Below are 11,945 nucleotides of genomic sequence, written 5' to 3'. Positions count from 1 at the left end.
ACTCCGCTGGGGTTGTCTACTGATCGAGCACGCGCACGCCGTTCGGCGTCTGGATCTCTGCCACGAGGCGGCAAGTCGGGCCTGGCTCGAACCTCACCCGTGGGTCGCTCAAGCGAGGTTCGAGTTGCGCGGCGATCCGATCGGCCTGCGGATGGTGCACCGTGAACCTCAGCAGGCTGCAGCCGCGCCCGACCATGCGACTGGCCGGGTGGGGGCCGGGTGGCCATTCGATCAGGGTCGGGAAGGCGCCGTCGAAGGGCATCGAGCCATCGTCCGGCACGCCGATCAGCCACGACAGCGCGCCGCGGGTCACGCGCACGGCGGGGCCAGCGCTGCCGGTGACCTCGCGCAGCGCCTGGTCGAGATCGGCCGTGCGTGCGACCCAGGTCCACAACCGGGGCGACGACGCGAGGGCCTGCTGCGTGGCCGGGCTGTCCAGGCCGAACCAGCGGGCACGCGCCGGTGCCGCGGCGGCCGGGTCGGGCGCGATCACTTCGAGGAACAGGTCGTCGGCCAGGCGCAGCAGGTGGTTGTGCGTGCCCATCAGCGGGTGCTCGCCACCGCGCGGGATCTCGACGCCCAGTCGCTCTTGTGCCCAGGCCACGCCATCGGCCAGGTCGAGCGCGGCGACGGTGATGTGATCCAGCCGCAGCATCAGCGCGCCGACCCCACCGTGCCAAGTGCCTGCTGGATCTCGGTGCGTGGCGGTGCGCCGAACAGGCGCCGGTATTCGCGGCTGAACTGCGACGGGCTTTCGTAGCCGACGCGATGTGCGGCGACCGCGGCGTCCAGGCCTTCGGCCATCATCAGCTGGCGGGCGTGGTGCAGACGCAGCTGCTTCTGGTATTGCAGCGGCGACATCGAGGTGACCTGCTTGAAGTGCAGGTGCAGGCTCGAAGGGCTCATGTGCGCGGCTTCGGCGACATCGTCGATGCGCAGGGGTTCGGCATAGCGGCGCTTGACGAGTTCGATTGCGCGGGCGATGCGCTGGGCATGGCTCTCGGCAACCGCCAGTGCACGCAGCCGGTGGCCCAGCTCCCCGGTCAGCACCCGGTAGAAGATCTCGCGCTTCGCCAGGGGCGCCAACACCGGCACATCGGCAGGTGTGCGCAGAAGGCGCAGCAGGCGCAGCACCGCGTCGAGCATCGCGGGCGAGCTGCGTGCGACCTGCAGGCCGCGGTCCAGCGTCGGGGCGCTCGGCGCCGCCGCGGCGGCCGGCCCGGCATCAAGCAGCAGCGAAGCGAGTTCGCTGGTGTCTGCGTTCAGCCGCAGGCACAGGTACGGCGCCTCGGGCGAGGCCTCGATGATCTGGCTGGTCGGCAGCATCGTGACTGACACGATCAGGTGGTGCAGCGGGTCGTAACCCAACACCGCGTTGCCCAGCCGCGCCTGCTTGCGCCCTTGCAGCACCACGACCACGCCCGGCTCGTAGACCGCGGGCAGCCGCTGGCCCGGGCCGTCGGCGCGAATCAGGTGCAGGCCGCGGATGGCGGTTTCGTGCGAGCCGGTGGTGCGCGCGAACTGGCAAGCGATTGACACCATCTCGTCCTGCCGCCCATCCGGCGGCGGCGAGGCGCTGGTGCGTGAAACGGTGTCGGGTGGCGTGGGCCAGACGGTATCGACCATGGCGCTGATTGTGGAGCGGCGCGCGCGGCGGCACAGCGCGTGGGGACATGGTTCTGGAGGATCAGGCAAGCATGCACCAGCAATCGACTATCGCTGCGCGGCGGTGGGCGCCTACGCTGACGGCCATCCACAACACACCCGCAAGGAGAAGGCAGCATGAGCACCACCACTTACCCCCGACGTCATCTCGGCCAAGGCGATCTCGCCGTCTCCGCGATCGGCCTCGGCTGCATGGGCATGTCCGATTTCTACGGCGCCGCCGAAGACGAACGTTCGCTGGCGGTGTTGAACCACGCGCTGGACATCGGCATCAATTTCTTCGACACGGCCGACATGTACGGCGTGGGCAGCAACGAACGCCTGTTGGCACCGGTGCTGAAGGCACGACGCGATGAGGTGGTGATCGCCACCAAGTTCGGCAACGTGCGCGCCGAGGACGGCACCTTCGTCCGGGTCGACGGGCGGCCCGAGTACGTGCGCAGTGCCTGCGATGCAAGCCTGCTGCGGCTGGGCCTGGACCACGTCGACCTGTACTACCAGCACCGCGTCGACCGCACGGTGCCGATCGAAGAGACGGTGGGCGCGATGGCCGAGCTGGTCAAGGCTGGCAAGGTGAGGTACCTTGGCTTGTCCGAGGCCTCGCCCGCGACGATCCGCCGCGCCGCGGCGGTGCACCCCATCGCCGCGCTGCAGACCGAGTACTCGCTGTGGACGCGTGACGTCGAGGCCGAGATCCTGCCGACCTGCCGCGAGTTGGGCATTGGGCTGGTGCCCTATTCACCGCTGGGCCGCGGCTTCCTGGCCGGTGCGATGCGCAGTGCCGACGTGCTGGACGCGAACGACTGGCGCCGCCAGAACCCCCGCTTCCAGGGTGACAACATGGTGCGCAACCTGGCCCTGGCCGATGCGGTGAAGGCTTTGGCGACGCAGCACGGTGCGACGCCAGCCCAGTTGGCATTGGCCTGGCTGCTCAACCGCGGGCCGGACATCGTGCCGATTCCGGGCACCCGCCAGATCGCGCGGCTGGACGAGAACGCCGCCGCCGCGACCTTGGGGCTCGATGCCGCGGTGCTGCAGCAACTCGACCAGTTGCTCGCCGAGCATCCCGTGGCTGGTGATCGCTACCCGGCCGCAGGGATGGCGATGGTCAATGGCTGACGCAGCCTTTAGTGATCGGTGTTGAACAGCGCCTGCAACAGGCCGTCGTTCCACATGCATTTCGAGCTGGCGGTGTTCGCGGCCAGTTCGAGCATGATCGTGTCGGCGGCTGACTGCGAGGGCTTGGGTCCCTTGCCTTCGACATAGTCCAGCACCTTGGCATAACGCGCCGGTTCGCGGACCTTGCACGGCTGGGTGCTGTTGTTGACCTTCTTGTAGGTCCACCACGCCCAGCCGATGTTGTGCTTGTCGAGCAGGTCGACCATGCCTTGCGCCCAGGCGTTGCCGTTCTCGCCGGTCTCGGCATTCCACAGCGGCGCGTTGTGCTTGCTGCGGATGTCGAGGTAGCCCTGGATCGAGTCTTGGTTGTTCTTGTCCCAGTACTTGTGGAAGACCAGCGCCATGTTGTCGTCCCACGGCGGCAGGATGGTGCGCATCGCGGCCGGCGAGCCGCACCATTCGGTGCCGCAGGCGAAGATGATGTGGTTCGGGTCGACCTCGCGGATCGCATCGGTGACCTTCACGTAGAAGGCACGCAGCTTGTCGCCGCCGCCGCGCGGGTTGTTCTTGTAGACGATCGGCTCGTCGAGCAGTTCGTAGCCGGCGACCGTCGTGTCATTCGCGTACCGCGCGGCGATGGCCTGCCACAGGCGGATCGTCCAAGGCTGGTAGATCTCGGGCTCGGTCCACAGATGCGGCACACCGTCGACCGTGTCGGACATCAGCTCGTTGCTCTGCCCGCCCGGTGCCGCATGCATGCACAGCACGATGTGGATGTCGTGCGCTTTGCCCCACGCGATCATCTGGTCGAGCCAGTCCCAGCCGCTCTGCAGGTACACGCCGTCGGACGGCGACAGCCAGTGGTGGTTGATCGAGACGCGCAGTGTGTTGACGCCCCAGCGCTGCATGCGCGCGAAGTCGTCTTCGGTCACGATGTTGTGGTTCCAGTCCCGCCAGTACTTGTCGTAGGCAGACGGGCTCATCATGCCGGCCAGCGTCTCGTGGATGCGCGTGTGGCCGTAGTACCAGAGGTACTTGCCATCGCCATCGGGCCACTCGATCATGTAGGCCTCGACGTTGGTCCACTCGCCGGCGCCGAAGCCCTTCATCACGAAGTTCTTGCCGGCGGCGTCGACGATGCGCTGGCCGTCGACGCGCAGGCCCTGCCAGGATTCGGGAGGTTGGGCTTGGGCGGGCGCGGCGAGGAACAGAGCGCTGATCAGCGTGGCGATCCGTGCGGCAGCGTGCTTGGACATGGCGCTCCACCTGTGACGTTGAACGATCGACCCAATGTAGGTGGCCGCGCAGTGCCAGGCTTGAAGAAAGCTGCCGAGTCCGAATGGCGGGCAGTAACAGTTGAAACCCAATCGTGCCAACGCCTCGAAGGCGGGCGATGCCGCGGTGACGTGCGGACGAGAAATGGGGGGTACGTACTCACCAACCCGTAGGATGCCGAGGCCACCGGATGTCCGCACACTGCCGTTCAAGGTGGCGATCAGACGGGGCTCATGTGCCTGCTGGAGGTCTGGCAAGACGCGGTGGCCATGCCGTGGCACGGCCGTGGACGCATCGAAAAGATGCGGGTTACGCGGTGACAGGCAGCGCCGCTTCAAGGTTCGCCTCGTCGGCTGCTGGAGCAAGCGAGCCGCATTGAATCGCCGACATTCAGCTGGGACCGCCGTGAGGTTGGCCCCTCGATCCATTGCGAGGCCTTCGTGATCCATGCCTTTGGGGAGTACCGCCTGTGCACCCTGCGCCGGGCTCTGTTCCGCGACGACCAGGAAGTTCAGCTTCGGCGCAAGGCCTATGAGTGCTTGCGCTACCTGATCGAGCAGAGCCCGCGCGCCGTCCCCAAGGACGAGTTGTGCGAGGCGGTCTGGTCGCCGCGGGTCATCAGCGACGAAACCCTGGCCAGCACCATCAAGGATGTCCGGTTGGCGCTTGACGATCGCAGCCAGCCGCATCGCTATGTGCGCACGCTGACGGGCTTCGGCTATCGGTTCGTGGCTCTTGAGTCAACGCAGGGCCGTTCCCAAGTTGACTCAACCCCCTCGGGGGGCCTGGCGCGAAGCGACAGGTCTGGGGGCGCTCTTGAGCACGCCGATGCGTAAAGGCCAAAAGGGCCCCGAAGGGCCCCTGCAGCCGAAGCGACTGCGTCAGCCCTTCGAGCAGGCGTAGTAGCGGCTGTCGAACCGACTGCCTTCACCGTCAAAGTTGCCCACGTCACCCGAGTTGACGTAGAGGGCGTTGTCGTCTGCCGTGATGGGGCCGAGCCACCAGCCCACCGGTGCCGCAATGCCATCGCCATAGAGGATGCGATAGCGCCACGCGCCGTAGCCGGCCACCGAACCACCGATGGCCTGGCAATAGGCCATGGCGTTGGCGAACGACGTCGGACCGAGGGCGCCCGTCATGCACAGCGTGGCACCCACCCAGTAGAAGCCAGCGGGGCAGGTGATCGCCGGTGCGTTTGACACCGCCTCGACATCGGCCGCCGCGGGGGAGGGGTCGGCGCCGCCGCGTTGGCGGGCGGCCGAGGCCGTGGTGGCCGTGGTGATCAGCAGTCCCGCGACCAACAGCGCCTGGGTGAGCCTTTCGAGTTTCATTGCATTTCTCCTGAAATTGATGGTTGAGGCGAAGATGGCTTCCGTTGCAGCCACACTGCGTTGAAAGCTCACCGTCACCACTTTCAGGTTATGAAGTTCGCTTCGCGACGCGCTGAAGTCGCGATGGAATCTCTCAGCACGCCGCGGTGGATTTGTCGGCAATGAAAGCGAAGGAATCTCGCAAGAAACGAAGGGCCGTTCCCGAGTTTCTTGAACCCTCGCGGGCGCGGGCTGGGCGCAGCCCGGCCCTGGGGCGCTCTCAAGTGAACGAGGCTCGCCGGCGGTGGGGGCACCGATTCAAGGCGATAGGGCCGGTGGCGTGGCATCGTTGAGCGATGCGGTGGCCATGCCTGGATCGCTCCGCACCAGGCGCTGGATGCTGGAGAAGTCCAGCCCACCGCGTCCCGCGCGGCTGTTGAGCGCATAGAGGTTGCGCGCCAGCTCACCCAGCGGGATGGCCGCACCGACACCCAACGCCGCTTCCGCTGCAAGCCCCAGGTCCTTCAACATCAAGTCGTTGCCGAAGCCGCCGCTGTAGCCACGCGAGGCCGGCGCGTTGGGCAGCACGCCGGGCCACGGGTTGCACACCTCGGTGGCCCAACTGCGGCCGGTGCTCACGGCCATCATCTGCGACAAAGCGGTGGCGTCCAGGCCATGTGCCACGCCCAGCGCCAAGGCTTCGCTGGTCGCGGCCATGATGATGCCGAGCGCCATGTTGTTGCACAGCTTGGCGACCTGGCCAGCGCTGTGCCCACCCATGTGGAAGGTGTTCTTGCCCATGGCTTGCAGCACGGGGCGGGCGTGTTCCAGCGCGTCAGCCTCGCCCCCGACGATGAAGGTCAGCGTGGCTGCGGCAGCGCCGGCGGTGCCGCCGGAGACGGGGGCATCGATCATCGCGAGGCCGCGTGCGACGGCAGCTTGGGCGACGACGCGGGCGGTGGCCGGTGCGATCGTGCTGCAGTCGATCAGCAATGTGCCGCCGGCGATCGCGCCGAGCAGGCCACCCTCGCCGAGGTAAAGCGATTCGACGTGCTTGCTCGCAGGCAGCATCGTGATGACGACGTCGGCGCCTTCGACAGCCGCTGCCGCTGAGTTGGCGACCGTCACGCCCTGCGAGGCGACGCTTTCGCAGGCCGCAGCGCTCAGATCGAAGGCTTGGACGGCGAAGCCGGCTTTGTGCAGGTTCAGCGCCATCGGCGCACCCATGTGGCCCAGGCCGATGAAGGCAATCGTTCGCATGGTCAGTGTCTTTCTAAGGTCAGGTCAAATCGGCGAGTGGGTGCGGGCCGGTGTGGCGGGGAATGAAATGGGCGTCGACGTGGGCGGTGGTCACCGCGTCCAGCGTTGCCGGTTGCCAGCGCGGCTTCTTGTCCTTGTCGATCAGCAACGCGCGCACGCCTTCGGCAAAGTCGGCATGGATGCAGCAGCCGAGCGACACCTGGTACTCGAGGCGAAAGATGTCGGCCAACTCCAGCTCTTGGGCACGGTGCCACAGGGCCCACGACAGGGCGGCTGACGTTGGTGAGCCTTTGCTGAAGGTCTTGCCGGCTGCAGCGAGCCAGGGGTCTTCATGACTGGCCAGGTCGCGCAGCCGCTCGGCAATCGCGCCGAGGTCGTCGCCGGCCATCAACGCGTCGATGCGATCGGCGTGGCGCCGCAGCGGCGAGTCGAGCAGGCCGATGGCCTGGGTGTGCAGCAGGCGCGTCAGCTGAGCATCGTCGGCGTCTCGCTCGCCGTGCCATGAAGCCTCGGCCATCGCCAACAACGCAGCGCTCTTGGCCTCGTGCGGCAACACCATGTCGGCCAGTTGAGCGAATCCGGCGTCGGCAGCGTTCAGCGGGGCGCCCGTCAGCGCGAGGAACAGGCCCGCGCGGCCCGGCATGCGCGGCAGGAACCAGCTGCCGCCGACGTCGGGGTACAGGCCGATCGTGATCTCGGGCATCGCGATACGTGTGGCGGGGGTGGCCACGCGGTGCGAGGCACCGGCCATCAGGCCGAGCCCGCCGCCCATCACGATGCCGTGACCCCAGCAGACGATGGGCTTGCGCGCCGTGTGGATGCGGTGGTCCAGCCGGTACTCACGCTCGAAGAACGCGGCGGCCTCGCGAGGCGTTTCGCCGGGCTCGGTCTCGCGCATGCTGCGGTACAGCGCCAGCACGTCGCCGCCGGCGCAGAGGGCCTTGTCGCCGTCACCGTCGAGCACGACGCCGACAACGCCCGGGTCGGCCAGCCAGGCGTCGAGCTGCGGTGCCAGCGTGTCGATCATCGCCAGCGACAGCGCGTTCAGGCTGGCCGGTGCGGCAAGCGTCGCGTGGCCGAAGCGGTGGCCGCTGGCGGTGGTGATCTCGCGGAGCAGGACAGTCATCCCGATGGCTCCGCTCAAGCGTTGTGCCACACGGGCGGGCGCTTGCCGAGAAATGCCTGCACGCCTTCGCGGTGGTCTTCGGTGTCGAACAGGCCGATGAAGGCTTCGCGCTCGCCGGGCAAGGCGGCGTGCGCCGGCGCGTGGCGCGCCGACTGGATCAGGCGCTTGCAGGCCGCGACGCTGCTCGGGCTTTGCTTGCTCACCTTTTCGGCCAGCGCCAATGCACGCGCCAGGCCCTGGCCCTTTGGCGCCAGTTCGTCCGCCAGGCCAATGCGCAACGCAGTCTCGGCGTCGACGCGCTCACCCAACAGCACCATGCGCTTGGCCCACGCTTCGCCGACCGTCCAGGCCAACCATTGCGTGCCGCCGGCGCAGGGCAGCAGGCCGACGGTGGCCTCGGGCAAGGCGAGTTGGGCATGCGACTCGACCACGCGCAGGTCGCAGGCCAGCGCGCATTCGAGCCCACCACCCATCGCGTAGCCGTTGATCGCGGCGATCGTCACGCCACGGAAGGCCGCGAGCGTTTCGAAGGCTTCACCGAAGCGGCGTGCCATCGTCGCGGCCACGCCCTTGTCGCCATCGGCGAACAGCTTCAGGTCGGCGCCGGCGCTGAAGAACTTCTCGCCGTCGCCGGTGATGACGAGCGCATAGATGCTGCGGTCGGTGTCGAGGTCCTTCACCAGGCGGATGAGGGCGCTCAGGCTCTCGGCTGTCCAGGTATGGGCGGGTGGGATGTTCAGCGTGACGACGGCGACGTGCTCGCGCTTCTCAAGCTTCAAACCTTGGTACGAATCGTTCATCGAATGGTCTCCGGTGCGTGGTCTTGCAGCAAACGGCGCGCGACGATCACGCGCATGAGTTCGTTGGTGCCTTCGAGGATCTGGTGCACGCGCGCGTCGCGCAGGTAGCGTTCCAGCGGGTATTCGCGCGTGTAGCCGTAGCCACCGTGGATCTGCAGCGCTTCGTTGCAGACGGTGAAGCCGATGTCGGTGGCCAGGCGTTTGGCCATCGCGCAATAGACCTGCGCGTCGGGCGAGTTGGCGTCGAGCTTGGCGGCGGCCAGGCGCACCATCTGGCGCGCGGCCACCAGCTCGGTGGCCATGTCGGCCAGCTTGAACTGCAGCGCCTGCAGGTCAGCCAGCGGTTTGCCGAACTGGCGCCGCTCGTGCATGTAGCGCTGCGCTGCGACCAGCGCGCTTTGCGCGGCGCCGACCGAGCAGCAGGCGATGTTGATGCGCCCACCGTCCAGCCCCTGCATCGCGATCTTGAAGCCCTGGCCTTCTTCGCCGAGCAGATGGTTGGCGGGCACGCGCACGCCGTCGAACGCGATCGCGCGGGTGGGCTGGCTGTTCCAGCCCATCTTCTCTTCCTTGCGGCCGTAGGCGATGCCGGGGCTGTCGGCTGCGACCAGGAAGGCCGAGATGCCAGCCGCGCCTGGACCACCGGTGCGCGCCATCACCACCAGCGCGTCGGTGGCGCCGGCGCCTGAGATGAAAGTCTTGCCGCCGTTCAGCACGTAGACATCCCCGTCGCGCTGCGCGCTGGTGCGCAACGAGGCGGCATCGGAGCCGGCGCCCGGTTCGGTCAAGCAATAGGACCCCAGCTTGGCGCCGCTGGCGAGCGCCGGGCCCCAGACTGCGGCCACCTCATGGCGTGCGAACTCGGTGACCATCCACGTCGCCATGTTGTGGATGCTCAGGTACGCGGTGGTCGACGGGCAGGCGGCGGCCAGCTCTTCGAACACCAACGTCGCGTCGAGCCGCGGCAGGCCGAGGCCGCCATGCTCGGCACTGGCATACAAGCCGCAAAAGCCCAGCTCGCCTGCGTGGCGCAAGGTGCTGCGCGGGAAGGTTGCTTCCGCGTCCCAACCGGCGGCGAAGGGCGCCATCTCGGCCAGCGCAAAGTCGCGCGCCGCCTGGGCAAAGGCGCGCTGGTCGTCGCTGAGTTCGAAGTCCATGATCGGACCTTGGTGCGTCAGCGCAGGCTGATGGTGGTGTTCACCGCGCCGGCCACGCTGTCGTCGTCGAACCAGCGTGCGGTCACCGTCTTGGTCTGCGTGTAGAACAGGATCACCTGCTTGCCATACGGCCCCAGGTCACCCAGCTTCGACGCACGTGAACCGGTGAACGAGAACAGCGGCACGGGCACCGGAATGGGCACGTTGATGCCGACCTGGCCGACGTCGATCTCATCCTCGAACTTGCGGGCCGCCGCGCCCGATTGCGTGAAGATCGCCGTGCCGTTGCCGTTCGGGTTGGCGTTGATCAACGCGATCGCGTCGTCGAGCGACTCGGCTTCGGTCACGCACAGTACCGGGCCGAAGATTTCCTGGTCGTACACCGCCATGCCGGGCTTGACGCCGGTGAAGATCGTCGGGCCGATGAAGTTGCCTTCTTTCAGCCGGCCGTCCAGCGGCGGCAGACGGCCGTCGAGTGCCAGCGTCGCACCGTCTTCGACACCACGGGCGATCAGCGCTTCGACGCGCTCCTTCGCTGAGCACGAGATCACCGGGCCCACGTCGGTGCCCGCCGAGTTGCCTGCGCCAACACTCAGCAGCTTGGCCTTGGCGACGAGCTCGGGCACCCATTGACGCGCCGCGCCCACCAGCACTGCGACCGACACCGCCATGCAGCGTTGGCCCGCGGCACCAAAGGCCGAGCCCACCAGCGCATTGAGCGTCTGCTCCTTGTGCGCATCGGCCAGCACGATGGCGTGGTTCTTCGCGCCCATCATGCATTGCACGCGCTTGCCCGCGAGCGTCGCGCGCTCGTACACATGCGTGCCGACGCGTGTGGAGCCGACGAACGAGATCGCCTTGATGTCGGCGTGGTCGCACAGCGCATTGACCACCGCTTCGCCGCCGTGCACCACATTCAACACACCCGGCGGGATGCCGGCTTCGAGCGCCAGCTCGACCAGGCGCATCGTGACCATCGGATCCTGCTCCGACGGTTTCAGCACGAAGGTGTTGCCGCAGGCAATCGCCATCGGAAACATCCACAGCGGGATCATGGCGGGGAAGTTGAACGGCGTGATCCCGGCGCACACGCCCAGCGGCTGCAGCAGCGTGTAGGTGTCGACACCCACCGCCACGTTGTGCGCGCGCTCGCCCATCTGCAGGCTGCCGATGTTGGCGGCGTGCTCGACGACCTCGAGGCCGCGGAAGACGTCGCCTTCCGCATCAGCCAGCGTCTTGCCCTGTTCGGCGCTCAGCGTGGTGGCCAGCGACTTGATGTTGTCGCGGATCAGTTGCTGGTACTTTAGGAAGATGCGCGCGCGCTGGCCGATCGGCACCTTGCGCCAGGTGGTGAACGCGGTGCGCGCGGCGGCCACTGCGGCTTCAACCTCGCCGGCCGTGGCCATCGGCACGCGGGCCAGCTTTTCTTGCGTGGCCGGGTTGACCACGTCACGCCATTCGGTGCTGCGCGAGGCCACGAGTTCGCCGTTGATCAGCAGCGGGATGCAGGGCAGGGCTTGGGTGTTCATGGGTGTCCTTGTCAGGTCGGGAAACTTCACACAGAATCTATCCACCGATTCCACAACGCTCAACAAGTGCTTGATGTGAAAAGGAAAACTTGCGAATTGCTTCGCAAGCCGCCAGTGAAAATTGCGAACCTTGTGAAATGAGCGTTGCCTCGCCTGCTACCACTCGCAAGCTTTTCGTCGGCCCACGCGTGCGCCGGCTGCGTGAACAGCTGGGCTGGAACCAGGGCCTGCTGGCCGAGCGGCTGGGCCTGTCGCTGAGCTATGTCTCGCAGATCGAGACCAACCAGCGGCCGGTGACCGCGAGCGTGTTGTTGCGCCTGGCGGAGGTATTCGGCGGTGACGTCGCGCAGTTCTCCGAAGAGCAGGACAAGCGCCAGCTGGCCGAGCTGGACAGCGCACTGCACGACCGCACGCTCAGCCGCGAGTCCGTCGCGCCAGCCCAGTTGGCGCGCATGATCGAGCAGGCGCCCGAGCTGGTGGAGGCGTTTCTGTCGCTGTACCAGCGTCACCAGCGCCTGCAGGAAGAGCACCAGCAGACGGTCGACCGGTTCTACGGCGAGCTGGGCGGCGAGCAGCAGCGCATGGCGTTGTCACCGCTGCCGCACGAAGCGGTGCGCGACCACTTCAACCGCCGCACCAACCACATCGACAGCCTCGATCGGCTGGCCGAAACGTTGGCGCAGGACCTGGGCCTGCAGCCCGGT

At 67.4% G+C, this 11,945-nt stretch carries 12 protein-coding genes; 3 read left to right on the top strand and 9 right to left on the bottom strand.

What is annotated here, in order from left to right:
• Positions 1-16 precede the first annotated feature (16 nt).
• Positions 17-655: a VOC family protein gene (locus VFY73_RS19260; protein ID WP_329721773.1), complete on the bottom strand. Its 639-nt coding sequence runs from the start codon at positions 653-655 to the stop codon at positions 17-19.
• Positions 655-1,626 carry an AraC family transcriptional regulator gene (locus VFY73_RS19255; RefSeq protein WP_329721771.1) on the bottom strand — a complete coding sequence of 324 codons (972 nt, stop codon included), beginning with the start codon at positions 1,624-1,626 and terminating at the stop codon, positions 655-657. The genes VFY73_RS19260 and VFY73_RS19255 overlap by 1 nt, the downstream gene beginning before the upstream one ends.
• 156 nt (positions 1,627-1,782) lie before the next feature.
• On the opposite strand from VFY73_RS19255, the gene VFY73_RS19250 reads away from it, so the two are divergent.
• On the top strand, positions 1,783-2,784 hold the full coding sequence (locus VFY73_RS19250) for an aldo/keto reductase (protein WP_329721769.1): 1,002 nt from the start codon (positions 1,783-1,785) through the stop codon (positions 2,782-2,784).
• 8 nt (positions 2,785-2,792) lie between these two features.
• Here the strand turns inward: VFY73_RS19250 and VFY73_RS19245 are convergent, their stop codons facing one another.
• Entirely contained in the window at positions 2,793-4,040 is a 1,248-nt protein-coding gene (locus tag VFY73_RS19245; RefSeq protein ID WP_329721767.1) for a glycoside hydrolase family 5 protein, read from the bottom strand.
• A 459-nt stretch (positions 4,041-4,499) separates the two neighbouring features.
• Between VFY73_RS19245 and VFY73_RS19240 the strand changes: the two genes are divergently transcribed.
• A complete protein-coding gene (locus tag VFY73_RS19240; protein WP_329721765.1) occupies positions 4,500-4,895 on the top strand; it encodes a winged helix-turn-helix domain-containing protein in 396 nt (131 codons plus the stop codon).
• A 45-nt stretch (positions 4,896-4,940) separates the two neighbouring features.
• On the opposite strand, the gene VFY73_RS19235 is transcribed toward VFY73_RS19240, so the two are convergent.
• The 6 genes from VFY73_RS19235 to VFY73_RS19210 form a co-directional block, all read right to left on the bottom strand.
• Positions 4,941-5,390 (bottom strand): hypothetical protein, encoded by a 450-nt coding sequence (locus tag VFY73_RS19235; protein WP_329721763.1) that lies wholly within the window; start codon positions 5,388-5,390, stop codon positions 4,941-4,943.
• 297 nt (positions 5,391-5,687) lie between these two features.
• Positions 5,688-6,629 carry a 3-hydroxyisobutyrate dehydrogenase gene (mmsB, locus tag VFY73_RS19230; RefSeq protein ID WP_329721761.1) on the bottom strand — a complete coding sequence of 314 codons (942 nt, stop codon included), beginning with the start codon at positions 6,627-6,629 and terminating at the stop codon, positions 5,688-5,690.
• A 19-nt stretch (positions 6,630-6,648) separates the two neighbouring features.
• Entirely contained in the window at positions 6,649-7,755 is a 1,107-nt protein-coding gene (locus tag VFY73_RS19225) for an enoyl-CoA hydratase/isomerase family protein (RefSeq protein WP_329721759.1), read from the bottom strand.
• A gap of 14 nt (positions 7,756-7,769) precedes the next feature.
• Positions 7,770-8,555, bottom strand: coding sequence for an enoyl-CoA hydratase (locus VFY73_RS19220; RefSeq protein WP_329721757.1), 786 nt, complete (start codon positions 8,553-8,555; stop codon positions 7,770-7,772).
• On the bottom strand, positions 8,552-9,712 hold the full coding sequence (locus tag VFY73_RS19215; protein WP_329721755.1) for an acyl-CoA dehydrogenase family protein: 1,161 nt from the start codon (positions 9,710-9,712) through the stop codon (positions 8,552-8,554). Before VFY73_RS19215 ends, VFY73_RS19220 begins: the two co-directional genes overlap by 4 nt.
• A gap of 17 nt (positions 9,713-9,729) precedes the next feature.
• Entirely contained in the window at positions 9,730-11,241 is a 1,512-nt protein-coding gene (locus VFY73_RS19210) for a CoA-acylating methylmalonate-semialdehyde dehydrogenase (RefSeq protein ID WP_329721753.1), read from the bottom strand.
• Between the two features lie 137 nt (positions 11,242-11,378).
• Here VFY73_RS19210 and VFY73_RS19205 point away from each other — a divergent pair.
• A partial coding sequence (locus tag VFY73_RS19205) for a helix-turn-helix domain-containing protein (protein WP_329721751.1) occupies positions 11,379-11,945 on the top strand: 567 nt, incomplete at its 3' end.

The organism is Ideonella sp. (genome assembly GCF_036277275.1).
In the GTDB taxonomy this organism is placed as follows: Bacteria; Pseudomonadota; Gammaproteobacteria; order Burkholderiales; family Burkholderiaceae_C; genus Ideonella.
The sequence above is the reverse complement of the archived record's forward strand: the minus strand, read 5'-3'. Positions and strand labels throughout refer to the sequence as shown.

What these genes read in the sequence shown, in the direction of transcription:
- VFY73_RS19255 (WP_329721771.1), bottom strand. Translation starts at nt 1,626, where the DNA reads ATGGTCGATACCGTCTGGCCCACGCCACCCGACACCGTTTCACGCACC.
- VFY73_RS19235 (WP_329721763.1), bottom strand. Translation starts at nt 5,390, where the DNA reads ATGAAACTCGAAAGGCTCACCCAGGCGCTGTTGGTCGCGGGACTGCTG.
- VFY73_RS19260 (WP_329721773.1), bottom strand. Translation starts at nt 655, where the DNA reads ATGCTGCGGCTGGATCACATCACCGTCGCCGCGCTCGACCTGGCCGAT.
- VFY73_RS19245 (WP_329721767.1), bottom strand. Translation starts at nt 4,040, where the DNA reads ATGTCCAAGCACGCTGCCGCACGGATCGCCACGCTGATCAGCGCTCTG.
- VFY73_RS19225 (WP_329721759.1), bottom strand. Translation starts at nt 7,755, where the DNA reads ATGACTGTCCTGCTCCGCGAGATCACCACCGCCAGCGGCCACCGCTTC.
- VFY73_RS19210 (WP_329721753.1), bottom strand. Translation starts at nt 11,241, where the DNA reads ATGAACACCCAAGCCCTGCCCTGCATCCCGCTGCTGATCAACGGCGAA.
- VFY73_RS19250 (WP_329721769.1), top strand. Translation starts at nt 1,783, where the DNA reads ATGAGCACCACCACTTACCCCCGACGTCATCTCGGCCAAGGCGATCTC.
- mmsB (WP_329721761.1), bottom strand. Translation starts at nt 6,629, where the DNA reads ATGCGAACGATTGCCTTCATCGGCCTGGGCCACATGGGTGCGCCGATG.
- VFY73_RS19215 (WP_329721755.1), bottom strand. Translation starts at nt 9,712, where the DNA reads ATGGACTTCGAACTCAGCGACGACCAGCGCGCCTTTGCCCAGGCGGCG.
- VFY73_RS19220 (WP_329721757.1), bottom strand. Translation starts at nt 8,555, where the DNA reads ATGAACGATTCGTACCAAGGTTTGAAGCTTGAGAAGCGCGAGCACGTC.